The following is a 23,376-nucleotide window of genomic DNA, read 5'->3' as shown; positions in this document are numbered from 1 at the left end:
GGTCTACTCATGGCTGACTTCGACCCTGTGACGAAAGCCGTGGTGCCCGCCGCGGGTCTGGGCACCCGGTTCCTTCCGGCGACCAAGGCGACACCCAAGGAGATGTTGCCCATCGTCGACAAGCCCGCCATCCAGTATGTCGTCGAGGAGGCGGCCTCCGCCGGGCTCCTCGACGTGCTGATGGTCACGGGCAAGAACAAACGGTCGATCGAGGATCACTTCGACCGCGCGTTCGAGCTGGAGGAGGTGCTCGAAGCCAAGGGCGACGAGCACCGGTTGTCCCAGGTCCGTGAGCCGGCCTCGCTGGCGACCCTGCACTACGTGCGGCAGGGCGAGCCGAAGGGGCTCGGGCACGCGGTGCTCTGCGCCAAGCAGCACGTCGGCGACCATCCGTTCGCGTGCCTGCTCGGTGACGACCTGATCGACCGGCGTGACCCGCTGTTGCAGCGCATGATCCAGGTGCGCGACACGTTCGGCGGCAGCGTCATCGCGCTGATGGAGGTGCCCAAGGAGCAGGTTTCCCTCTACGGCGTGGCGACGATCGAGGCGACCGACGAGGACGACGTCGTCCGCGTGACCGACCTGGTGGAGAAGCCGCCGGTCGACGAGGCGCCGTCCAATTGGGCGATCATCGGGCGTTATGTCATCGACCCGGCCGTGTTCGAGGTGCTGGAGAACACGCCGCCCGGGCGCGGCAACGAGATCCAGCTCACCGACGCGCTGCGCACGCTGGCCGGGCGCGACTCCAGCGAGGGCGGGCCGGTCCACGGCGTGCTGTTCCGGGGCCGCCGCTACGACACCGGTGACAAGCTCGACTATCTGCGCACCGTGGTGAAGTTCGCCGCGGACCGGCCCGACCTGGCTCCCGAGTTCCTGCCGTGGTTGCGGGAGTTCCTCGATGAAGTCGGTTGATCAGCACCTCGCTGACATCCTGTCCACCGTGCGGCCGCTCGCGCCGCTCGAGGTGGAGCTGGAGAGCGCGCTCGGCACGACACTGGCGGAGGAGATCGTCTCGCCGGTGCCGCTGCCGCCGTTCAACAACTCCGCCATGGACGGCTATGCCGTACGCGCCGTCGACGTCCAGGACGTGCCCGTCACGCTCCCGGTGATCGACGACGTGGCCGCCGGGGCCGGTGAGATGCTCGCCATCGGCCCCGGGCACGCCGCGCGGATCATGACCGGCGGGCCCATGCCCGCCGGGGCCGACGCGGTGGTGCCCGTGGAGTGGACCGACGGCGGCAAGGTCTCCGTCCGCGTCGACCGCGCCGCCGCCGTCGGCAACGCGATCCGGCTGGCGGGCGAGGACGTGCGGGCCGGCGACACGGTGCTCCGGCCGGGCACCGTGATCGGTCCCGCCCAGCTCGGGATCATCGCGGGCGTCGGCCGCCGCCGGGTTCTCGTACGTCCCCGGCCCCGCGTCGTCGTGCTGGCCACCGGGGCCGAGCTGGTCGAGCCGGGGCTGGCGCTCGGACACGGCCAGATCTGGGACTCAAACAGCTTCACGCTCACCGCCGCCGTGCGCGAGGCGGGCGGCGACGGCTTCCGCGCGCCGACCGCGGGCGACGACCCGGCCGCGTTCCTGGAGCAGCTCGACGCCCAGCTCGTCCGCGCCGACGCCGTGATCACCAGCGGCGGGGTGTCGATGGGCGCGTACGAGCCGGTCAAGGAGGCCCTGGCGCCGCTGGGCACCGTGCGGTTCGAGAAGGTCGCCATGCAGCCCGGCATGCCGCAGGGCTTCGGCGTGGTGGGCGACGACCAGGTGCCGGTGTTCGCGCTGCCCGGCAATCCGGTCTCGTCGTTCGTCTCCTTCATGCTCTTCGTACGGCCCGCGCTGCGGCGGATGCGTGGGCTGGAGGCCGGGTTCCCGGAGACGACGGCCGTCCGGCTCGGCGCCGACGTGCGCTCGCCGGAGGGCAAGAGGTCGTTCCTGCGCGGGCGGCTGGCCGGCGACGTCGTCGAGCCGGTGCGCGGGCAGGGCTCCCACCAGCTCGCGGCGCTGGCCTCGGCCGACGCGCTGATCGTGGTGCCCGAGGAGGTCACGGCGCTGACCGCCGGAGAGGAAGTGCGGGTGATCCGGCTTTGAGCGAGTTCACGCATCTGGACGAGACCGGCGCGGCGCGGATGGTCGACGTCTCGGCCAAGGACGTCAGCGTCCGCACCGCCACCGCGACCGGGCGGGTGCTGCTGTCGGGCGAGGTCGTGGAGCTGCTGCGGTCCGGCGAGGTGCCCAAGGGCGACGCGCTGGGCGTGGCCCGCATCGCCGGGATCATGGGCGCGAAGCGGACGCCCGACCTGGTGCCGCTCTGCCACCCGATCGCGCTGCACGGGGTGAAGGTCAGCCTCGACGTGGAGGACTGGGGCGTGGCGATCACCTGCAGGGTGAAGACGGCCGACCGCACCGGCGTCGAGATGGAGGCGCTGACCGCCGTCACCGTGGCGGGGCTGGCGCTGGTGGACATGGTGAAGGCCGTCGATCCGGCCGCCGTGATCAGTGACGTGCGGGTGGAGGAGAAGACCGGGGGCAAGACCGGGATCTGGAGGCGGGGATGATCCGGACACTGGTGGTGACGGTCTCGAACCGTGCCTTCACCGGCGTTTACGCCGATAAATCAGGACCTGTCCTGGTTTCCCTGCTCCAGGACGCCGGATGCGCCGTCGACGGCCCCACCGTGGTGCCCGACGGCGACGCCGTCGAGACCGCCCTGCGCGAAGGCGTCGCCTCCGGCTACGACGTGATCGTGACCACCGGCGGCACCGGCCTCACCCCCACCGACCTGACGCCCGAGATGACCGCCCGGGTGATCACCCGCGAGATCCCCGGCATCGCCGAGACCATCCGCCAGGCCAACCGCGACCAGGTCCCCACCGCCGTCCTGTCCCGCGGCCTCGCCGGGCAGGCCGGCAACACGCTGATCGTCAACCTGCCCGGCTCGACCGGCGGCGTACGCGACGGGGTGGCCGTCCTCGCGCCCATCCTGCGCCACGCCGTCGACCAGATCCGCGGCGGCGACCACCCCGGTTCCTGACCCGTGGCGGCATCGCGCCGGTTGGGGGGATGATGGTGTGGTGGATCGACTACGCGGCTGGCCTGCGGCGCTGAGCGAAGGTCCGGTCGGCCTCCGGCCGCTCCGGCTGGCGGACGTGCGCGTATGGCGCGACACCCGGGTGCGCAACGCCGACTGGCTCCGCCCCTGGGAACCCAGCAACCCGGAGACCCCGCTGTTCAAGACCGGGCTCAGCCCGTACGTCTCCATGGTCGGCACCCTGCGCCGCGAAGCCCGCCAGGGGCTCGCCCTGCCGTGGGTCGTCACGTACGGCGGCCGGTTCGCCGGACAGCTCACCATCGGCGCCATCGTCTGGGGCTCGGCCCGCTCCGCCCAGGTCGGCTACTGGATCGACGGCGCGCTCGCCGGCCGCGGCATCACCCCGACCGCCCTCGCCCTGGCCGTCGACCACTGCTTCTTCACCACCGGATTGCATCGGCTCGAAGCAAACATCCGCCCCGAGAACCAGGCAAGCCGTAGGGTGGTTGAGAAGCTCGGCTTCAGGGAAGAAGGCATACGGCGTCGCCAACTCCACATCGACGGAGCCTGGCGCGACCACATCTGCTACGCGCTGACCGTCGAGGACGTCCCCGGCGGCCTGCTGGTGCAGTGGCGTCGCGCGCGTGAGTCAGCGGCTCACGGTGGTTCTCCGGTTGAAGAGGTTTGACGATCTCGCGACACACCGCACCGAATGCTCGTCAATCAGTGACACGCGGTCTTACGGTGCGTGACGTGAGCACTTTGAAGACGCCGATGACCCACAGGCGTCTTCATGCTGCCCGGAGGTGGCCGTGAGCGGTGCCCTCCTCTACCTTGCCATCGTCATCATGTGGCTGTGCGTCCTGGTCCCCATGTGGCTGCGCCGGGACAAGACGAACCTCGCCGAACTGGCCGAACTCGAGGAACACTACACCGGCGAACACCAGCTCCCCGACCTGACCCGCTCGCCCCAGGACTCGGGCACCGGCCTGGAGGACGACGCGCCGCCGGCCGACTACGTCGACCCCCGCCAGTTCCGCGCCCGCCGCCGCGCGATCATCGTAGCGCGGCGCAGACGGTTGCTGTTCTTCACGCTGCTGCTGGTGGCGGCCTCCATCGCGACGGCCGCCTTCCAGCTCATCCCGTGGTGGGCCGTGGCCCCCTCGGGCGTGATCATGCTCGGCTACCTGGCGTTCCTGCGGATGGCCGTACAGGTCGACCGCGAACGCCGCCAGCGCGCCGCCCGAGCCCGCGAACGCGCCCGCCGCATCCGCGAACGCCGCGCCGCCGAGCTCGCCGCCCAGCAGGCGGAGGCGGAGATCATCGAGTTCGAGGCCCGGCAGGCGGACGTCCTCTTCGACCAGTACGCCGAACCGCCCCGGCGCGCGGTGGGCGACTGACGCGGTGCGCGACCGAAAGGGTGGCGCGAGGACCCTCTGGAGTTTGCTAATCTGGTCGAGTCCTTGGGGATGTAGCGCAGTCCGGTAGCGCACTTCGTTCGCATCGAAGGGGTCAGGGGTTCGAATCCCCTCATCTCCACCCAGGTCAAAGGCCGCTTCCCAGTTGTGGGAGGCGGCCTTTTGCAATGCCGGGTGACTAAGTGAGTGACTATGTGTCCCTGAAGATCTGGTCCATGGCCTCTGCGCCGTCGAGGATGACGGGGCGGAGGTGCTTGCGGTAGACGGTCTCAGTGACGGTGTGGTGCGGTGGCCGACCAGGCGTGAAATGGCCTCGATGGGCATCCCGGAATCGGAGAGCAGCGAGACGAAGCTGTGCCGCATCTCGCGGGGTGTCCAGTCCTTCGGGTTGAGACCGGCCTTTTGAGGACGGCCCGGAACGAGCGGCGGATGTTGTGAGCGTCGAGCGCTGTGCCGACCTTGGAGGCGAACACGAGGTCGTTGTCCTGCCAGCGGTCGCCTGCCGCCTTCACGGACGGAGCGCCAGACCATGATGGACGGCGGTGTGCTGTCCATGTTGACGTGCGACCAGGTGAGCGCGCGGAGCTCTTCCGTGCGGGCACCGAGGAGCAGCGACAGGACGACGTACGCGTGCAGGGCCGTGCCCTCCGATGCCTTGAGAACGGCTTCGGCCTGGGCGAGGGTCAGCGACTTGGACGGGCGGCCGCCCTTGCCCCTCGGGATCTCGCAGAGGAGCACAACGTTCCGCTTTACCTTGTCGCGCGCCTGGGCGCGTGAGTTGAATGCGTAGGTGCCTTCGGGCGGAGGGCTCGTGGTGGTCGTGGGTTTGCCGCCAGGCGAGCAGGTCTGGGCGACGCGGCCGTGGGCGAGCCGGTTCGTCGAGGTCGTCCGGGCGCAGGGTGATGGTGGTCTGGTGGCAGATGTGCGCTGGGTCACCCCTTGCCCCTGGAAGGCAGAATGGGTTCGTCTGCGGGCCCTCTGAAGGCCGCCGATGAGACCTGTCTGATCACCGCGATCAGACAGGTCGGTTCTTTGCGGCAGGAGGGTCAACGCTTCTGCCGCCCTTCGGCCGCTCCTCGGGATTAACTGATCAGGTTCCTGATCGCCGCGGTGACGGCGGCAGGTTGGGTTTCCGGCAGAAAGTGCCCACCCGGCAGCATCAGGGTGCGGACATCCGGCGCCCAGCCGTGCCAGACCGCCGAGGGGTTGAACGGCAACACCATGTCGCCGGGGTCCTGCCAGATCGCCAGGGTAGGGACCTTGACGCGGCGGCCGGCCTGCCGATCCTCGCTGTCGTGGGTCGCATCGACGAAGGCGCTGGCCCGGTAGTCCTGGCAAATGGCGTGGATCGTTTCCGGATTACGCGTTGCGGTCAGGTATGCCTCACGGACCTCGGCGTCGAACGTGCCGGCCTCGGCCCAGGCATCGAGGAAGTAGCCGAAGAACGTGTCGGGGTCAGCGCCGATCATCCGCTCGGGCAGGTCGTTGAGCTGCGCGAGGAAATACAGATGGAAACCGAAGACGCCACCCACGCCCGTCAGCGACTCCCACATGTCGACGGTAGGGATGACGTCGATCACACCGAGGTGATCGATGGCGTCGGGGTGGTCCAACGCGGCACGGAAGGCGACCAGCGCTCCACGGTCATGGCCGACCAGGCTGAAACGTTCGTGGCCGAGATGTCGCATCAGCGCCACCATGGTCGCCGCGGTCACACGCTTGGCGTATTGCTCGTGGCCACCCGCTGGCTTGGCGCTGGCCCCGTAACCGGGCAAGTCGGGGCATATGATGCGGAAGCGGTCTGCCAGCGCGGGAGCGACATGCCGCCAGGTCAGATGGGTCTGCGGGAAGCCGTGAAGCAACAGCAGCGGCGGTCCCTCTCCACCCGAAGTCACATGGAGGTCAAGACCGTCCACCCGGACCGTGTGTTCATCGAAGCCTGAGATCGTTGGGGGCATCGGCCCAGACTGTCATGAGCAACCGACAATTCTTCGCCTCCCACCGCCAGCCTCCAGCCACAGCCCTGCGGGAAACGATCACCTCCGTGCTGGGAAGCGATCTTCAAAGCCCGGCGTTCTGCAAGCTCAACTGCACTCGTGAACGCCCCACCCAGGTCAAAGGCCGCTTCTGAATGATCGGGAGCGGCCTTTTGCGTTGCTGGGTGACTACGGTTCTGATCGATTCTCCGCGCTCAGCCGGAGCGCTTGAGCCGCTTGTGTGATCTAGCGCGCTGGGACCACTCCCACTACTCTCGGCCATCTGTGATCGCCTGACTCCTCCGGCCCTCACGCAGGCGCGAGTCGGCTCAAGGACGGTGAGCGGTGTCCGATCTGAAGTGGCTGAACATGGGTGATCCCGACGCGCGCGATGGGCCCGTGGTGGATGACCGATCTGTCTCGTCCGCCTGGCCCGGCCCGACAGTTTCCCGGGATGGAGATCACGCGATGCCTGATCGCAGGGGCGCCGGAACGTCACCCGGCTTGATGCGGCCGTCATTCCTTCGTCGAAGCCTGTCGTGGATGGCCGGGCTGGCACTCTGGGGAGCGTTGGCCGTCGCTGTGTGGCCTTCCTCGGATCTGCTCGGGCATCACGATGACCCTGTCGGAGCCGTGGCGGTGGGGGAACTGGAAGGTCGGCCGGTGGCTGTGAGCGCCGGCAGCGGCTACGACGACACCACTCTACGGATGTGGGACCTGACCACAGGCGATGCCATCGGCGAACCGATTGTCGCTCACCCGGTCGGCATCGTGACGATGGCGCTCGGGGAAGTGGACGGCCACCTGGTTGCCGTCACTGGCGGCTACGACGACGCTGTACGGATCTGGGATCTGACTACACGCGAACTCATCGGCGAACCGATAAGGCTCGGCAACACCGAACCCGTCGACGCGGTTGCGGTCGGGGAAGTGGACGGCCGGGCCGTCCTCGTCACTGCGGGAGATCGGGGTGATGCCGGCCGGAGATTGCCTGTGCACGTGTGGGACCTGGCTACGCACGAAGCTTTCGGCGAACCGTTGGTCGGGCACACCGGTCTCGTCGTTACCGTGGAGCTCGGAGAGGTGAACGGCCGGGCAGTTGCCGTCACCGCCAGCGTTGACGGTACGACGCGCATGTGGGACCTGGCCACTCGTCAACCGATAGGCGATCCGATGATCAGTGGTGGCGGGGCGGGAGATGTTGTGCTCGGGCAGGTGGACGGTCGACCGGCCGCTGTCTTCGTCGGCCGGGACGAGAACCTCCGGGTATGGGACTTGACCACCCGCCAGCTCGTCGGTGAACCCATACCGACCGGCCACGCCTATGGGGCCCGGACCGTGGCGCTCGGAGAGGTGAACGGGCGGCCGGTCGCCCTCAGCGGTGGCGGTGGCGACGAAGACGGCGGCGGTGCCGTACAGGTTTGGGACCTGAGCACCCGCAAACCTCTGGGCGGACGGATGAGGTACGCCAACTGGGTCGGGGACGTGGCGGTCGCGCATGTGGATGGAAGGGTGGTCGCCGTCACCGGAGACGGTGACGGCGACGTGCGAGTACGGGACTTGAGTGCCCAAGAAAGATTGACAGCCGCGCAGGGCGGTAGGTGATTCCTGCTCGCCCTGCTGCACGTCTTCCGCCGCCTGCGCATCCGTGCCGGCGGCGTCTCACTTCATTGCGTGGCTGCTCCAAGAGCGCCCTTGAAACCGTGTTCCGGCATCGACAATGGCCACGGCCCGAATCTCCCGTTCGGTCATCCCCTGCACCTTCACCAAGTTTGCGCCTCGCAAGTCGGCGCCGCGCAGGTTTGCGTGCCACAGGTCCGCGCCTTGCAGGTCCGCGTTGCGAAGGTTCGCGCCGGCCAGGTAGGCGCCGGTCAGGTCTGCGAAGCGCAGGTCCGCACCGGTCAGGGTCGCGCGACCCAGGTATGCGCCGCGCAGGTTCGCCTCGCCCAGGTTCGTGAGGCGAAGATCCGCTTCGTTGAGGTACGCGTATTGCAGATATGCGGCGCTCAGGTTTGTACGGGGAAAGCGCGCATGGGAGAAGTCGGCTCGCCCCTCCGTGGTGCGAGCCTGAACGGCACGGCCGATGGCGGTGGATACAGTGACTCGCTCGACGGTGCGCGGAGCCAAGCTGGGAGCGATGGTCAGCGCCGCGAGCACGTCGGAATCAGGTCTGGCGAGTGGCATCATCTCGAGGGCCCGCAGGCTTGTGGCGGTGCACTGCTCGGGGAGCTTGCTTCTGCTGTCATGCGAGGTGCAGAGGTCATGGTCTCGGACATACGCGGCCAGGACATTGCGAATGGTGTCACGGTCGGTGGAGGAGTCGGCGGCCAGGCGCTGTAAGGCGTAGATGCCCCCGAGGCGCACACCCTCGGTGGGTGACCCGAGCTGTTCGACGGCCTTGGTATAGCGGTCGGTGATCTGTCCCTGTTCTGCGGTCATCTGGGCATCGCGGGAGGTTTCCAAGGATTTGGCGGTGTACCAGAGGCCCTGGGCGGTGAACACCACGCCGCCGATGACGACCAGGCCGGTGGCGGTCTGAATCAGGGTGTGACGGGCGGCGTTGACAGCCTCTACGCGCTCGTTGGGGGTCAGCTGCCTGCGTTCGGCGGCTGTCAGTGGGGTGGTCTCGCCGGCCAGGCGGCGGGCCGCCGGGCCGATGAGGAACGCGATGATCAAGCTGGCCCCTCCTGCCAAGGCCAGTCCAGCCAGGACCCAGCGCGTCCAGTCCGGGCCGCTCAGCAGCAACGCTGCCGCCGAGCAGGCGCCGATCATGACCACGGTGAGCAGCAGCGTGAGCAGTCGGCGTAGCCGGCGCCCACGGGGCGCGGGATGCGCAGGCGTGTCCTGCGGCGTAGCGCTCGCGGTGGTCTCCGGCGTGTCGCTGGCGGGAGCAGGGGTCTCGGTGGGGGCTCCGCGGCGAGCGCGAACGGCCACGACCGCGACGATGACTGCGGCTGCTGCGATGATCCCGCGCGGCAGCACTCGAGGAGATCGCGACATGCCGTCTATTGCACCAGTCTGTCAGGCAGTGCGCGGGAAAATTGCCGGACGCAACCGAGCGCAAGGGCCTCTGCGGACGACCTCGAACTCCACGCGACCGCCGATCTCCAGCGTCCGGTATTCCGGGGCAAGCATGTTCCTGAAGCGTCACGGCATCGGCTTCCCGGGGTCGCCCTCGGTGAGAACGGGTGACTGCCGCGCGAACCGTTCGCCTTGGACGCCGGGGGTCGTACCCAGTCAGGGTGATCGGAGGAACGTCAGCGCATCGGCTGCGAAGCGCGGGTCGGTGAACGTCGCGCCGTGGCTTCGGCCCGGGTAGACGATCAGCTTGGCGCCGGGGATGCCGGCCGCGGTCTGGCGGGCCAGGTCGAGGGGGTAGGCCAGGTCCTTCTGGCCCTGGATCAGCAAGGTGGGGGCGGTGATCTCCGGTAGCCGGGCGCGCAGGTCGAAGCCGATTTCGGCGTTGAGCATGGTGGCGCCGTCGGTGTGGTCCCCGCGGCCGTCGGCCAGCCAGGCCAGCGCGGCGACGAGAGTCCGGCCGATCGGCGACTCCGTCACCAGGTTGGCCAGAGGGGGGCTCGGCCGCCGGCCCCGCCTGGCGCGCTCGACGTAGGCGCGGTTGGCGCGCTCGCAGATCGGGCCCGGTGCGGCGGCCGTACCGCCCAGGACCAGGCGCGCGACCAGGCCGGGGCGGTCGGCGGCCAGTTGCAGGGCCAGGGAGCCGCCCGTCGACAGGCCCAGCACGTGCACCGGTCCGGTGAACGCGGCCTCGATCCCCTCGGCGTAGTGGGCGGCCAGTTCGGCCATGGTGGTGTCCGGCGGCAGGCCGGGACGCCGGGTGAGGGTGTGCACGGTGAAGTGGTCGGTGAAGGGCTTGGCCAGCCGCATCAGGTAGCGACGGCCCCAGCCGGCCGGCACCGCGGCCTGCGGGGTGAAGAGGAGGACGATCAGCGGCGGTCCTGTCCCGAGGGAGAGGCAGGGCAGTCCGCCCAGGGAGTGCGCAACTTCCATAATGGGGTTACTGTAATATTCGGATTATCGGAAGGGCAAGGTGCTAGCCGTTCGCCCCCAGGCCCGACTCGCGGGCGCGGACGATGGCCTGCGAACGGTCGGCGACCTGGAGCTTGGTGAAGATGGCCGAGACGTGGTTGCGGACCGTCTTCTGGCTCAGCCCGAGGCGGGCGGCGATCTGCGGATTGGTCAGGTGCCTGGCGACCAGGTCGAGGATCTCGCTCTCGCGCTGCGTCAGGCCCGGCAGCGCAGCCCCGGGCCGTTCGCCGCCGCCGCCGCCGCTGAAGTAGTCGGCCAGGCGATGGCCGAGCGCGGGACCGAAGACGGCGCCGCCCTCGGCCACCACCTGCACCGCACGGACGATCTCCGCCTTGCGCGCCCCCTTGAGGACGTAGCCGCGGGCCCCGGCCCGCACGGCCGCGAACACCGAGTCGTCGTCGTCGGACATGCTGAGCACCACCACCCTGATGTGCGGATGGTCGCGGACCAGCAGCTCGGTCGCCGCGATCCCGCCCATGCCCGGCATCTCCAGGTCCATCAGCACCACGTCCGGCTGCGCGCGGCCCGCCAGCGCGAGCGCCTGCTCCCCGCTGCCCGCCTCGTCGGCGACCTCGATCCCGTCGGCTCCCGACAGCAGCGCGCGCAGCCCCGCGCGGAACCCCGGATGGTCGTCAACCACCAAGATCCTGATCATCGCCGTTCCCCTCCCCACCTGCGGGCAGCTCGACCCGGACGCGGGTGCCGCCGCCGGGACGCTCCTCGACGGTGCAGGATCCTCCCAGCTCCAGGGCACGTTCGTGCATCGACGCCAGCCCGACTCCCGAGCCCGCCGCGGCGGACTCCCGCCGCCCGATCCCGCGGCCGTCGTCGCAGATCTCCAGGTTCAGCCTCCCGCCGGCGAGCTCGATCCGCAGGCGGGCGTACGTGGCTCCCGCGTGCCTGCGCGTGTTGGTCAGAGCCTCGCTCGCGATCCGGTACGCGGCGACCTCGGTGGCGGCGGGGAGCACGGGCACGTCGTCCGGGGCGTGCACGTCCACGCGCAGCCCTGAGGGCTGGCGGGCGGCGTGGGCGCGCAACGCCCCGGCCAGGCCCAGGGAGTCCAGCGCCGGCGGGCGGAGCCCTTCCACCAGGGTCCGCACGTCGGCCAGCGCGGCCTCGGCGTCGCCGACGATGTCGGTAAGCAGTTCCCGTACGCGCTCGTCGGCCGCCAGGTCGTGGGCGGCCTCGGCCCGCATGGTCAGCGCGGCCAGGGTCGGCCCGAGGCCGTCGTGCAGGTCGCGCCGCAGCCGGCGCCGCTCCTCCTCGCGGGCCATGACGAGCCGCTCCCGTGACCGCCGCAGGTCGGCGGAGAGCCGTGCCGCGTGCACGGCCACGGCCACCTGCCGGGCCAGGTCCGCCAGGACGCGCAGGTCACGGGGGCCGAACCCGGTCTCCCCCGGCCGGGGGCGCAGGATCAGGCCGCCGACCTGCCGGCCGTTGTGCGTCAGCGGCAGCCGGGTCAGGCCCGCGTCGTCCGTCGCGGCCGGGCCCGGCGCGGTGTAGGCGTGGCGCTCGCCTCCGGCGGTCTCCACCGCCGCGTACGGCAGGCGCAGCGCCTCGGCGATCGACCGGGCGATCCCGGACAGCCCGGCGTCGGGGCCGGCGGCGTTCTCCAGCCTGCGGCCCAGCCGGGTGAGCGCGGCGTACGGGTCGTCGGCCTCGCCGTAGGTCAGCAGGTTGACCCAGCCCTGCAGCCGCTGGCGCAGCGGGGCGAAGGCCAGCGCGACCAGCCCGGCGGCCCCCACGGAGATCGGCAGGTCCTGGGCGGGGAAGAGCGCCCCCAGATAGCCGACCACGAGGACGTACCCGCCGGTCACGCAGCCCGACAGCAGCACGTAGACGAGCGTCCGGTTGATCACCAGATCGATGTCGAAGAGCCGGTGACGCAGGATCGCCACGCCGATGGTGACCGGGACGAGGGCGGCGCCCAGGGCGGCGACCACCTCCCACACGGGGTCGTGAGCGGGCCACACGGAGCCGGGGACGTCATCGGTGAGCCCCGCCACCAGCCTGGCTCCGATCACCAGGGCCTCGATCCCGGCCCCGTAGAGCAGCCAGGCGACCTGGCGGCGTTCGGGGCCGTCGCTGCGCAGCAGCCGCCTGCCCAGCCCGGCGGCGCCTACGGCGAACACCGCCACCAGCACGCCGCCCAGCACCGGCTCAAGCACCGGCGCGACGGGGGCCAGGGCGGGCACGCCGAGCGGGTTGGGCACGCCGGCGCCGGCGCCCACCTGGGTGTCCGGTCCGGGGCGCAGCGCGCTCAGCACGGCGACGACCGCCGCGACGGCCACCGCCGCGGCCGGCCACGGGCGTAAGGAGGCGGAGGGCAGCCGCCCGCCGGGGAAGAACAGCGGCACCAGGGCCGCCGCCGTGTTGGCCGGCACCCACAGCCAGGTCTGCGGCCAGGCCAGCGGCGCGGCCAGCGGCAGCCCCGGATGGGTGATCAGCCCGAGGATCGCGTACTGGCCGGTGGCCTCGTACAGCGCGAAGCAGAACGCGGACAGCGCGAGCAGCCGGCCCACCATGTGCCCGGGCCGCCGGGCGCAGATCAGGCCGCCCACCAGGGCGCAGGCCGTCACGAACAGCAGGTGGAGCACCGGCGCCGGAGCGCTGCCGTTGGCGCCCGCCAGGGCGGAGGCCGTCGCGGCCAGGGCCAGGGTCAGCCCGCACCACCACCACGCGGCCCGGCCCGTCGCCGGCTTCACCTCGGTCGCCGTCACGATCCCTCCGATCAGGAGCCAAGGTAGCCGTTCACGAGCCCGGCGGGGAGGGACGGCGTCCCGGGACACACAGGACATTCATCCCGGCCGGGCGGTCCGGAACGCTCACCGTGCAAGGCGTCGCCGCGTCCGTGACCGTCACGATGGCGCTGGAGGCCCGCCGGGGTCTGCCGGCGGCGCGAAACGGGCCACCCTTTAAGTTGGACGCTCATCGAACTCTAGGGGAGCTGGTATGCGTGCTCTGCGGATCGACCGCTTCGGAGATCTTGACGTGCTGGCGCTGGTCGACGTGCCGGAGCCCCGGCCGGCCGAGGGCGAGGTGCTGGTGCGGGTCATCGCCTCGGCCGTGAACCCGGTTGACGACAAGACGCGGGAAGGGGCCATCGGGGAGGGCACGCCGCCGTTGCCGATGACGCTGGGCTGGGAGCTGGCGGGGATCGTCGTCGACCCGGGCACGAGCGGGCTGTCCGTGGGCGAGCGGGTGTTCGGCATGTCGCACCAGCTCGCGACCGGGCGCGGCTCATGGGCCGACCTCGTCGCCATCCCGGCTGACTCCATCGCCCAGGCGCCCACGTCGATCAGCCTGGCCGAGGCGGCGACCCTGCCCCTGCCGGGACTGACCGCGTTGCAGACCCTGGACTGGCTGGAGGTCGGCCAGGGGGACAAGCTGCTGGTGGCGGGTGCGGCGGGAGCCGTCGGCGGGCTCGCCGTGCAACTCGCGGTTGCTCGCGGAGCGCAGGTGGACGGGCTGGTGTCCAGGCAGGCGCAGGTCAAGGTGGTACGGGAACTGGGGGCCGAGCACGTCACCACCGACCGGACCACCCTGCCGGCGGGCGGCTACGACGCCGTCTTCGACACCTTCGGCGCCTTCGTCACCGACGCCGTGGCCGACGGCGGCCGGTACGCCTCGATCGCCACTCAGGCCGGGCCCGTCCCCGATCTGTCGCATCGTCGGGTGCGCACCACGGTCAACCAGGTACGCGAGGACGGCCGCGGCCTCGCCGAACTCGCCGCGGCCGTGGACGGCGGGCGACTGAGGGCGCGGGTCGACGCGCAATACGCCGTGCAGCACGTGAAAGCCGCGCACGAGCATTTCCGGCGGGGAGCCTGAACGGGAAGATCGCGCTGATCTTCTGAACGGACCACCCGGAAGGGCACGCCGCCGCCCTCTGTCCTTTCGCAGAGGCGGTGGGGTGGATGCCGGGGAGGTTCTGCCGTTCGGCGGATGGGGCGGAGCGGGGCCGGGATCGAGGCTTGAGCCATGAGGAAGGTCATGGTGAAGTGGCCCCACTGGGCCGGGTACGCGGCGGCCGTCTGGGCGCTGGGCTACGGGGCACTCGGGCTGTACTGGGCGCTCGGCGGCAGCGGGTTCCCCTTCGGCAGGAGCGATCCCGACTGGGAGCCGGGGCTGTCGGTGCTCGGGGAGGCGACCCCGGAGCGGGCGGGGCCGGTGATCGCGGTGCTCGGCGTGCTGGGGGCGGTCGCCGGGCTGGCCCTCGCACGAGGGGTGCGGCAGGGCCGTGCCGTGCTGCTGGGATTCGCCTGGGCGGCGGCGGTCGTCCTGACGGTGGTGGTCACCGACAACCGGGTGCTGATGCTGGTGGCCTATGCGCCGCTGCTGGCGGTGTTCGCCTTCACCGGGGTGCCGGGAGGGCAGCCGATGTCGGAGCTGGTGCCGTGGTCGCGGGTCAACCTGTTCATCGTCCTGGTGGGCGGGCTGCTGTGGGCGATGGCGGCGCTGGCCTACCAGCGGCGTACGGCGGCCAGGTGCGTGATGTGCGGGCGGAACGCGTACGGGCCGGCACGCTGGGCCACGCCGCAGGCGGCGCGACGCTGGGGCCGGTGGGCGGTGGTGGTCGCGGCGGCCGTCCCGGCCCTGTACGACGCCAGCCGCTTCGCCTGGGCAGCGGGCATCCCGCTGGGGATCACCGAGGAGTTCTGGCGGTGGCTGGACGAGTCGGGGCTGCGCTGGGGCGGGCTGTTCCTCAGCCTGATGGGCCTGGCCGGGGCGATTCTCACGCTGGGGCTCGTGCGGCGCTGGGGCGAGGTCTACCCGCGGTGGATCTGGTTCCGGGCGGGCCGGCCGGTGCCGCTGATGCTGGCCGTCGTTCCCGCCTCGATCGTGTCGGTGATCGTGCTGTCGGGCGGGCTCACGTACTGGCGCCTGCGCATGGTGCACGGGTTCGACGACTGGGGCATGTGGGCGACGTGGTTGCCGCCGCTGACGTGGCCCCTGTGGGGCGTCGCGCTGGCCGCCGCCGCCCTCGCCTACTACCTGCGCCGCCGCGGGGTCTGCCGGGTGTGCGGAGGCGGTGGGCTCAGGGAAGCCGAGCCGGCCGCCGAGCGTGGTTAGGCTTTCGGCATGAGGGCGTACGGCGAGGCGGCGGGCCGGCGTGGTGACGCGGCACGCCGGCTCCCGGTGGCCTGGGGAGCGGGAGCCGCCGGGGCGCTCTCGCTGGCCGTCACCCTGGCGCATCCGCTGACCGGGACGGTCAGCGGCAGCGCGCCGTTGCAGGTGGGTGAGGTGTCGGTGCTCCTGGTCCTGACCGCTGTCACCGTCCGGCGCTCCCCAGGAGGGCGGGCGGCCGTGTCCGCGGGGCTGAGCGGGCTGGCGGTGGCGCTCATCCTGCTGCGGGCCGTGTGGCAGGGGCCGCCGCAGCTCGCGTTCGGCGCCTGCGCCGGGTGGGCGCTCGGCGCTGTGGCGGCCGTGGGGGCCGGGCTCTACCTGCGTGGGCTGGACGACAAGCGGCGGCGTGCGGTCGAGGAGGCCGAGCGGGCGCAGCGGCTCGGGCTCGCCCGCGACCTGCACGACTTCGTCGCCCACGACCTCAACGGCATGCTGGTGCAGGCGCAGGCCGCCCAGGTGGTGGCCGGCACGCTGCCGGAGCCGGTCGCCGAGGCGCTGCGGCGCATCGAGGACGCCGGGCAGCGGGCGCTGGCCTCGCTGGACCGGGCCGTGCACGCGCTGGGCGAGCGGGGGCCAGGGATCGAGGAGCTGGAGCGCCTGGCGGACGCGTTCTCGCCGGCCGTGCGGGTGGAGCTGGCCGTTGAGCCCGGCATGGCGGTACGCGAGGACGTGTCGTCGCTGGCCTACCGGGTGGTGACGGAGGCGCTGACCAACGTGCGCCGGCACGCACCGCGCACCACGACCGTGCGGGTGGACATTCGTCAGGAAGGGGAGGTCCTGCGCGTACGGGTGGAGGACGACGGCGGGGGCAGGTCGCAGAGCACCAGAGCAGGCGGTTTCGGGCTGGCGAGCCTGGCCCACCTGCTGGAGGCGCGTGGCGGGAAGCTGGCGGCAGGCCCGGACCGGCGTGGCTGGCAGGTCACCGCGCGGATCCCCGCATGACGGCCGGCGGTTACGGATGACGACGCGGATTCTCATCGCGGACGACCAGGAGGACGTGCGGATCGGGTTCCGGCTGATCCTCAACGCGCAGCCGGACATGACCGTGGTGGGCGAGGCCGCCGACGGCGCGCGGGCGGTCGAGCTGGCTCGTCACCTGCGTCCCGATGTGGTGCTGGCCGACATCCGCATGCCGGGCCTGGACGGGCTGGAGGTCACCCGGCAGCTCGCCGCCGAGACCCGCGTGATCGTCGTGACCACCTTCGACCTGGACGAGTACGTCCACACCGCGCTGCGGGAAGGGGCGTGCGGCTTCCTGCTCAAACGGTCGGGCCCCGCCCTGCTGGTGGAAGCGGTCCGCGCGGCGATGGCAGGCGACACGCTGATCAGCCCGCAGGTGACCCTCCGGCTGCTCCGGGGCCTGATCCGAACGGCCCCGCCGCCGCTGAAGGACCCGCTCACCGCGCGTGAGCTGGAGATCGCCCTTCTGGTGGCGCGAGGGCGGACCAACGCCGACATCGCCGCCGAGTTGGTCATCAGCCCGGGCACGGTCAAAACGCACATTGCGCATATCCAGCGCAAGGTGGGAGCCGCCAACCGGGTCGGCATCGCCGCCTGGGCCTGGAGCAGCGGCCAGGTGCGCTGACCCCGGACCCGTCGAGCGGCTCAGGTTCGCGGGTCGTCCGCTTCAGGCGTCCCGGACATGGGTCAGTTGTGCTCTGGCCTCCGCGAACGCCTCCGCCTGCCGGATCCAGTCCCCGCCGTCGAGGCTGAGCCCCACCGTGTCGGCGCCCGCCTCCGCGTAGGCGTGGAGACGGTCGGCCACCTGCGCCGGGGTGCCGGTGACGGGTACGGCTGCCGCTTCCTCCGGGGCCATGCCGTGCACGTCCACCAGGATGCGGGTGAAGGAGGCGACGGCGGCCGGGTCGTCGACGAGGATCGCATGGCCGCCTACCGAGATCGACGGAACCGGGCGGCCCAGCTCGTCGGCGATCTCGCGCAGCCGTACCGCCTTCTTGCGCAGAGCCGCGGGGCTGATCAAGGAGGGCATCCAGCCGTCACCGAGGCGGACGGCGCGGCGCATCGCCGCCTCGGAGTTCCCGCCGACGAGGATGGGCGGGACCGGGGCGGCCGGGCCGAGGGTGACCTCGTCGTCGCCGAGTCGGGTCGCCTCACCACGGATCAGGCCGGGGAGCGCCCGCAGGGCTTCGTCGGCCCGGCGCCCCCGGCCCTGAACGGGCGCTCCGGCCGCACGCCAGAACGGCGAGCCGGGGAAGCCGCCGATCCCGACGCCCAGGGTGACCCGGTTGCCTGACAAGTGCTGAAGTGTCTGTATCTGCGCGGCGATCCAGGCGGTCGGGCGCAGCGGGAGGCTGAGCACGCCGAACTCCAGCCCGATCGTGTCGGTCACCGTTGCGGCGGCGGCCAGGACGAGCATGGCGTCGAAGCTCGGCGTCCCGTCTCCCACGATGAAGTCGGCCATGCCGATCGAGTCGTAGCCCAGGTCCTCAAGGCGCTTCGCCATCGCGACGTCGGGCACGCCGGTCTTTGTCATGGGCAAGGTGGTGCTGATCCGCATGGTGATCCTCCTGGGAGTTCGGACCGGAATCGCAGATCACGCTAGGAACTCAAGGCGGGTTGAGGTCAAATCGCGGGGCGCGTGGGGAGATCGTTCGCCGGGGGACGGAATTTCTCAAGGGAGGGAGTCCGACTGTTCCGGGAACGGCCGGAATTGTTCAGTGAGTTGAAAGCGGGCCTGGTTGGATCTCCCGCATGGCAGACAATTCCGGTGCGGTGGCGGACGTCTGGGCGGAACGCCTGCGGGCCGCGCTGGTCGGAACGTCGGCATTGAGCATCATGGGCACGCGCGTCCTACGCCACCTGTTCACGCTGATGGTGCCCACGACGGTGCTGTCGATCCCGGTCGGCCTGCTGGCGGCGGCGCTGTTGCCGATCGCGGCCGCCGGGCGGCTTCTGGTGGTCAACGGGCGGATCGAGCTGGTCGGGGACGCGGATGTGCCGCTGTTCGCCTGGCTGGGCGTGCTGGTGCTGATCGGCGTGCCCGCCGCCGCGGTCGCCGGGGGCGCGACCATGCTCATGGCCGCGGGCCGGGTGCTGGGCTGGCCGGTGCACTGGCGGTCCGCGCTCCGGGTGGCGGTACGGCGGGGGCGAGGGCTCACCGCGCTCGCCTTCGTCCAGGTCGCCTTCCTGGCACTGACGGCGGCTGCCGGGGTGGCGTTGACCGTGTTCGTGAACCCGTGGGCGGGCATCGCGGCGATCGTGGTCGTCGGGCTGGCCCTGATGCCCGGCCTGCTGGCGATGCCGGCCATGCTGCTGGAGGGACTGGGGCCGTTCGGGGCGCTGCGCCGGGCGTACCGGCTCGTGGCGACGATGCGGTTCACCTCGCCGCTCCTGCTGGCGATCAGCGTGATCATCCTGCCCGGCCTGGCCGCCGGCGGCTTCGGCTGGGTGGCCGGCCGCCTGCCCCAGCCGGTGGACGTCGCGGTGAACTCGGCCGCCGCCGTCCTGCTGTCCGCGTTCCAGGCCGCCGTGCTCGCCGTGGTCTTCCTGAACCGCGTCGCGAAGCAGTGGCACGAGGTGGGCCGTCCCGAACTGCGCGCCATCGTCGACCGGTTACCGGAGCGGGACGGAGCGCGTACCCGGACGGCACCGATCCTGGCGCTGCTCGTGCTGCCTGGCCTGGTGACCGGCGCCGTCGCCACGGTGAACCCGCTGGGGTGGGTGGAGGTCTCCGACCACGTGGCCGCGTTGTCCCCGGCGGACGAGGCGGGCGACGGCGGCGGCGGCGACCGCGGGCCTGTCGTGTGGTCGCGGGACCTCACGGCGCTGTACGTCTCTCCCGGGCCGAAGCTCGCGATGTACATGCAGGGCTTCGACGACGACGCGCCCAGGGTGCTGACCTGCCCGGACCTCACCTGCGCCGACCTGGACATCTTCTACGCGGGCGACAACCGTACCGACCGGTTCGCCGCGACCGCGGCTCTGCCCGACGGCAGGACGGTGGTCGCCTCCTGGGACTGGGACCAGGCGGAGCGCAACTACCGGCTCCGCCTGGCGGCCTGCGACCAGGCCGGCTGTTCGGCTCCCGGGAAGCCGATCGCCTGGTGGTCCCAGGACGACGGGCAGTTCCTGTGGTCGAGGCTGGCGGTGGCGGCCCACCCGGGCGGCGTGGTCCTGGTTCAGGCCGACAGGCCCGACGACGCCAAGACGCTGACCTTCACCTCGTGCCGCGACCTCGCGTGCGCCGATCCGGTGCGGCATACCCCGGTACGGCTGAGGCGTGACATCGCGGGGACCAGCGACAAGCACGCGTTGAAGGTCGCCTTCGGCCCGGACGGCCGGCCTGTCGCCGCCGTTCGCGACGGTGACACCGGCGCGGTCTCCCTGGTGACCTGCGACACAGCGGACTGCGCGTCGGCGACGGTGACCACGCCGGGACCGCCGCTGACGGCAGCCGGGGCCCGGATGCGCGGCCTGTCCCTGGCCGTACGGCGGGACGGGCGGCCGGTCATCGCCTACGGGGACCCGGCAGCCGGCGCGATCAAGCTGCTCGACTGCCAGGACCGGGCCTGTTCCAGGGCGGAGAGCGCCACGCTCGCCGGGGATCGTCACGAGGACCCGCCCGGCCTGGTGCTCTCCGGCGACCGGGCGCTGGTGGCGACGTTCGCCGACGCGCACCTGGTCGTCCATTCCTGCCGGCGCACCGCCTGCCGGGCCACGAGGATCGCCAAGGCGGGGAACGTCCCCCAGCAGCTGGCCATGTCCCTCACCGGCACCGGCCGGCCGGTGATCGCCTGGATCGACGCGAACCCGCGCGAGGACGAGTGGTCCCTGCGGGTGACCTCGCCCCTCATCTGACCAAGCCGGCGACGGTTTGCGTTTGAGCGCGCTCCAACGCCTAGCGTCCACGCCATGACAACACGGACTTGGATCATCACCGGCGCGTCCCGCGGTTTCGGGCGCGCACTGGCGGAGGCGGCGCTCAAGGCGGGCGACCGCGTGGTGGCGGCGGTACGCAGGCCCGGGAGCGTGGCCGACCTGGCGGCCGAGTACCCGGACAGTTGCCTGGTCGCGGCGTTCGACGCCCGGGACGTCGCCGGGGCCGAGGGCCTCGTACGGGACAGCCTCGACCGATTCGGTCAGATCGATGTGCTGGTCAACAACGCGGGCCGGGCCGTGGTCGGAGCGGTCGAAGAGGTCAGCGACGCGCAGCTGCGGGAGCTGATGGATCTGCACCTGTTCGGCCCTGCCGCGCTCATCCGCGCGGTGCTGCCCGCGATGCGCGAGCGGAGGACGGGGACGATCGTGCAGATGAGCAGCCAGGGCGGGCGGACGTCGTTCCCCGGCGTGTCGGCGTACTCGGCGTCGAAGTTCGCGCTCGAAGGCTGGTCGGAGGCCCTGGCCGGGGAGGTCGCGCCGTTCGGCGTCCGCGTGATGATCGTCGAGCCGAGCCGGTTCAGGACCGGATTCAACGGGGGCGACGTGCTGGAGTTCGCCGAGCCGTCCGCGACGTACCGGGACCTGCTCGCCGACGTCCGGGCGGACATGGCCGGGACCGACGGCCGCCAGGAAGGCGACCCGGTGCGGGCGGCCGAGATCATCGTGTCCCTCGCGCACGGCGACGAGGTGCCGCTGCGGCTGCCGCTCGGGCGCGAGGCGGTCGAGCGCATCTCGGGCGCGTACCGGCGCGGCCTGGACGAGGTCGAGCGGTGGGCCGAGGTCGCCCGCAGCGCCGACTTCGAGGGTGTCCCCGCATCGGTACGGCCCGTCTAGGCTCGTGGTCATGGCTACCGACGAGCTGATGGCCAGGGCGCTGGCGGCGCTCGGGGACGACGGGCCGCTGTCGGTCGAGGCGATCCACCGCCTGGCCGACCTGGGCGATCTGCCCGAGACGATGACGATCGCCGAGGTCGCCGACCTTCTCGACATCTCGCCGCACACGCTGCGCTACTACGAGCGGGCCGGGCTGGTCGAGGTGGCCCGTGACAGCAGCGGGCATCGCGTCTACGACGCCGAGGTGGTCCGGCGGCTGGTGTTCCTCACGCGGATGCGGCTGTCCGGCATGCCGATGCGCGACCTGCAGCACTACATCGCGCTCGTCGACTCCGGGGCGCACACGGTGCCGGAGCGGCTCGATGTGCTGGTCGAGCATCGCGACACCATCCGCCGCCGGATCCGTGAGCTCACCCTCTCCCTCACCGCGGTCGAGTACAAGATCGCCACGTACGGGGGCGCGACCGGGCCGGACGTCCAGGACCCCGGCCCGGCATGACCCCCTGACCAGGCATGCAGCCGACGGGATCCCGTCCGATCATCGCGATCGGGCGGGATTCGTCGTTTCAGGACCCCGGCGACGGCACCGGTGAACACTTCCGGCTCTCGTGACAAGACACAGATGACATCTCGAAGGGGGTCCCATGCTGGAAATAGATCATCTATGGTGACCGACACGTCACCAGCGGTGGTGGACTCCGAGATCATCGCAGGCTCGCTCGATGATCCGGAGAAGTTCGCCGCCCTGTTCGACCGCCATGCCGCGACGCTCTACCGGTACATCTCCTTCCGGCTCGGCCCGGAACTCGCCGAGGACCTTGTCGGGGAGACGTTCCTGATCGCCTTCCGCCGGCGCGACGCGTACGACAGCTCCTACCGCGATGCCCGGCCGTGGCTGCTGGGGATCGCGACCAGGCTCATCACCGGCCACCGCCGGACCGAGGTCAGCCGCTACCGGGCGCTGGAGCGGCAGAGCCCGGCCCGGCCCGTCGAGGGGCCGGAAGAGGCGATCACCCGCGAGCTGACCGCCCGAGGGTCGCGGACGGTCCTGCTGAACGCGCTCGCGCTGCTGTCGCGGGGCGACCGCGACGTCCTGCTGCTGGTCGCCTGGAGCGACATGACGTACGAGGAAGCGGCCCGCGCGCTCGGCATCCCGGTCGGCACGGTCAAGTCGCGGCTCAATCGGGCCCGGCGCAAGGTCCGCCACACGCTGGGCGGAGTCAACCCATTGGAGGAGAACGATCATGGATGACCTGAAGACGCTCATCAAGGAACTGGAGCACGAGCCGCCCCACTCCCTGGCCCGGCAACGGCTCCGGCTCGTCCGGGAGGCGACCGCGCCGCCGCCCCGGTTCGGTCGGCGCACCGGGCGGTGGCTCGCGATGGGCGCGGCCGTGGCTGCGGCCGTCGCGGTGGGTGTGGCCGTGCCTCCCCTGCTCGGTTCCGCCGAGCCCGCGTACGCCCTGACGAAGAACCAGGACGGATCGATCAACCTCAAGATCTACGACTTCCGGGACCCCGAGCACCTTGAGAAGGAGCTGGCCGATTGGGGGGTGCGGGCCGACATCACCTACCTGCCTCTCGGCAAGCGCTGCGGAAACAACCGGGCGCCCTTCCTCAAGGGTGACCACTTCGGCGCGACCAGGGAGGAGCTGTCGAGCAACGATGCCGCCACGCAGGCCAGGCTTCGGCAGCGACTGCAGAAGTCGATCTCGTACCAGGCGATTCGCCCGCAGGACGGCATCACCATCTACCCGCGCCACATCCAGCCGGGCCAGATCGCGATGATCGAGGTCAGCGAGAATCCGGTCACGCCCACGGTGGAGCGTCCCGGGGTCGCCTGGCAGTTCAGCGGGCGGCTGACGACCGGGCCCGTCGAGCCGTGTGAGGTCGTGGCGGACCCTTCGGCCGGCGACATCGGTGACGCCACGCCGCCGCCCGGCGGGTGATGTTCAGCTGAGGGCGGTCAGGGCGGTCTCGTCATGGACGCCCGCATGACGGCCGGCGCCGTACGTGACGGCATGCGTACCCTGCCATGTGGCTCACCAG

The 23,376-nt window shown here is 71.5% G+C and carries 22 protein-coding genes and 1 tRNA gene; 17 read left to right on the top strand and 6 right to left on the bottom strand.

Annotated features, from left to right (window positions below):
- Nucleotides 1-9 precede the first annotated feature (9 nt).
- The 7 genes from galU to ACWDXC_RS32125 all read left to right on the top strand — a co-directional run bounded on the left by galU (nt 10) and on the right by ACWDXC_RS32125 (nt 4,562).
- Nucleotides 10-912, top strand: coding sequence for a UTP--glucose-1-phosphate uridylyltransferase GalU (galU, locus tag ACWDXC_RS32155; RefSeq protein WP_219500178.1), 903 nt, complete (start codon nt 10-12; stop codon nt 910-912).
- Nucleotides 899-2,083 (top strand): molybdotransferase-like divisome protein Glp, encoded by a 1,185-nt coding sequence (gene glp / locus ACWDXC_RS32150; RefSeq protein ID WP_449988004.1) that lies wholly within the window; start codon nt 899-901, stop codon nt 2,081-2,083. Before galU ends, glp begins: the two co-directional genes overlap by 14 nt.
- Nucleotides 2,080-2,550 (top strand): cyclic pyranopterin monophosphate synthase MoaC, encoded by a 471-nt coding sequence (moaC, locus tag ACWDXC_RS32145; protein WP_219500182.1) that lies wholly within the window; start codon nt 2,080-2,082, stop codon nt 2,548-2,550. Before glp ends, moaC begins: the two co-directional genes overlap by 4 nt.
- Entirely contained in the window at nt 2,547-3,026 is a 480-nt protein-coding gene (locus ACWDXC_RS32140) for a MogA/MoaB family molybdenum cofactor biosynthesis protein (protein ID WP_364177240.1), read from the top strand. Before moaC ends, ACWDXC_RS32140 begins: the two co-directional genes overlap by 4 nt.
- Before the next feature lie 40 nt (nt 3,027-3,066).
- A complete protein-coding gene (locus tag ACWDXC_RS32135) occupies nt 3,067-3,711 on the top strand; it encodes a GNAT family N-acetyltransferase (protein WP_219500184.1) in 645 nt (214 codons plus the stop codon).
- Nucleotides 3,712-3,835: 124 nt separating this feature from the next.
- Nucleotides 3,836-4,423, top strand: coding sequence for a divisome protein SepX/GlpR (sepX, locus tag ACWDXC_RS32130; RefSeq protein WP_375074616.1), 588 nt, complete (start codon nt 3,836-3,838; stop codon nt 4,421-4,423).
- 65 nt (nt 4,424-4,488) lie between these two features.
- Nucleotides 4,489-4,562, top strand: a tRNA-Ala gene (locus ACWDXC_RS32125).
- Between the two features lie 961 nt (nt 4,563-5,523).
- Here the strand turns inward: ACWDXC_RS32125 and ACWDXC_RS32120 are convergent.
- On the bottom strand, nt 5,524-6,399 hold the full coding sequence (locus tag ACWDXC_RS32120; RefSeq protein ID WP_449987999.1) for an alpha/beta fold hydrolase: 876 nt from the start codon (nt 6,397-6,399) through the stop codon (nt 5,524-5,526).
- A gap of 561 nt (nt 6,400-6,960) precedes the next feature.
- On the opposite strand from ACWDXC_RS32120, the gene ACWDXC_RS32115 reads away from it, so the two are divergent.
- On the top strand, nt 6,961-8,022 hold the full coding sequence (locus ACWDXC_RS32115) for a WD40 repeat domain-containing protein (RefSeq protein WP_449987997.1): 1,062 nt from the start codon (nt 6,961-6,963) through the stop codon (nt 8,020-8,022).
- A gap of 57 nt (nt 8,023-8,079) precedes the next feature.
- Here ACWDXC_RS32115 and ACWDXC_RS32110 read toward each other — a convergent pair whose 3' ends face one another.
- From ACWDXC_RS32110 to ACWDXC_RS32095, 4 genes are all read right to left on the bottom strand, one after another.
- The gene (locus tag ACWDXC_RS32110; protein ID WP_449987994.1) at nt 8,080-9,417 is read right to left on the bottom strand and encodes a pentapeptide repeat-containing protein; all 1,338 of its coding nucleotides are present in this window, start codon (nt 9,415-9,417) and stop codon (nt 8,080-8,082) included.
- Nucleotides 9,418-9,654: 237 nt separating this feature from the next.
- On the bottom strand, nt 9,655-10,428 hold the full coding sequence (locus ACWDXC_RS32105; protein ID WP_449987992.1) for an alpha/beta fold hydrolase: 774 nt from the start codon (nt 10,426-10,428) through the stop codon (nt 9,655-9,657).
- Nucleotides 10,429-10,471: 43 nt separating this feature from the next.
- Nucleotides 10,472-11,122, bottom strand: a complete 651-nt coding sequence (locus ACWDXC_RS32100; protein WP_449987989.1) for a response regulator — start codon at nt 11,120-11,122, stop codon at nt 10,472-10,474.
- Entirely contained in the window at nt 11,100-13,187 is a 2,088-nt protein-coding gene (locus tag ACWDXC_RS32095; protein WP_449987986.1) for a histidine kinase, read from the bottom strand. Before ACWDXC_RS32095 ends, ACWDXC_RS32100 begins: the two co-directional genes overlap by 23 nt.
- Before the next feature lie 232 nt (nt 13,188-13,419).
- On the opposite strand from ACWDXC_RS32095, the gene ACWDXC_RS32090 reads away from it, so the two are divergent.
- The 4 genes from ACWDXC_RS32090 to ACWDXC_RS32075 all read left to right on the top strand — a co-directional run bounded on the left by ACWDXC_RS32090 (nt 13,420) and on the right by ACWDXC_RS32075 (nt 17,179).
- Nucleotides 13,420-14,298 carry an NADP-dependent oxidoreductase gene (locus tag ACWDXC_RS32090; RefSeq protein ID WP_449987984.1) on the top strand — a complete coding sequence of 293 codons (879 nt, stop codon included), beginning with the start codon at nt 13,420-13,422 and terminating at the stop codon, nt 14,296-14,298.
- A 150-nt stretch (nt 14,299-14,448) separates the two neighbouring features.
- Nucleotides 14,449-15,540: a hypothetical protein gene (locus ACWDXC_RS32085; RefSeq protein ID WP_449987981.1), complete on the top strand. Its 1,092-nt coding sequence runs from the start codon at nt 14,449-14,451 to the stop codon at nt 15,538-15,540.
- Nucleotides 15,541-15,549: 9 nt separating this feature from the next.
- Nucleotides 15,550-16,536 (top strand): sensor histidine kinase, encoded by a 987-nt coding sequence (locus ACWDXC_RS32080; RefSeq protein WP_449987979.1) that lies wholly within the window; start codon nt 15,550-15,552, stop codon nt 16,534-16,536.
- Nucleotides 16,537-16,552: 16 nt separating this feature from the next.
- The gene (locus ACWDXC_RS32075) at nt 16,553-17,179 is read left to right on the top strand and encodes a response regulator (protein ID WP_449987977.1); all 627 of its coding nucleotides are present in this window, start codon (nt 16,553-16,555) and stop codon (nt 17,177-17,179) included.
- A 42-nt stretch (nt 17,180-17,221) separates the two neighbouring features.
- Here ACWDXC_RS32075 and ACWDXC_RS32070 read toward each other — a convergent pair whose 3' ends face one another.
- Nucleotides 17,222-18,088 carry an LLM class flavin-dependent oxidoreductase gene (locus ACWDXC_RS32070; RefSeq protein ID WP_449987974.1) on the bottom strand — a complete coding sequence of 289 codons (867 nt, stop codon included), beginning with the start codon at nt 18,086-18,088 and terminating at the stop codon, nt 17,222-17,224.
- A 218-nt stretch (nt 18,089-18,306) separates the two neighbouring features.
- On the opposite strand from ACWDXC_RS32070, the gene ACWDXC_RS32065 reads away from it, so the two are divergent.
- From ACWDXC_RS32065 to ACWDXC_RS32045, 5 genes are all read left to right on the top strand, one after another.
- Nucleotides 18,307-20,412, top strand: a complete 2,106-nt coding sequence (locus tag ACWDXC_RS32065; protein WP_449987971.1) for a hypothetical protein — start codon at nt 18,307-18,309, stop codon at nt 20,410-20,412.
- Nucleotides 20,413-20,466: 54 nt separating this feature from the next.
- Complete coding sequence (locus tag ACWDXC_RS32060) at nt 20,467-21,327, top strand: SDR family NAD(P)-dependent oxidoreductase (protein ID WP_449987969.1); 861 nt, start codon at nt 20,467-20,469, stop codon at nt 21,325-21,327.
- Between the two features lie 10 nt (nt 21,328-21,337).
- Nucleotides 21,338-21,826 carry a MerR family transcriptional regulator gene (locus ACWDXC_RS32055; protein WP_449987966.1) on the top strand — a complete coding sequence of 163 codons (489 nt, stop codon included), beginning with the start codon at nt 21,338-21,340 and terminating at the stop codon, nt 21,824-21,826.
- Nucleotides 21,827-21,991: 165 nt separating this feature from the next.
- The gene (locus tag ACWDXC_RS32050; protein WP_449987963.1) at nt 21,992-22,579 is read left to right on the top strand and encodes an RNA polymerase sigma factor; all 588 of its coding nucleotides are present in this window, start codon (nt 21,992-21,994) and stop codon (nt 22,577-22,579) included.
- The gene (locus tag ACWDXC_RS32045) at nt 22,572-23,276 is read left to right on the top strand and encodes a hypothetical protein (protein ID WP_449987960.1); all 705 of its coding nucleotides are present in this window, start codon (nt 22,572-22,574) and stop codon (nt 23,274-23,276) included. Before ACWDXC_RS32050 ends, ACWDXC_RS32045 begins: the two co-directional genes overlap by 8 nt.
- Nucleotides 23,277-23,376 lie beyond the last annotated feature (100 nt).

It is taken from the genome of Nonomuraea sp. NPDC003214 (genome assembly GCF_053590035.1).
The sequence above is the reverse complement of the archived record's forward strand: the minus strand, read 5'-3'. Positions and strand labels throughout refer to the sequence as shown.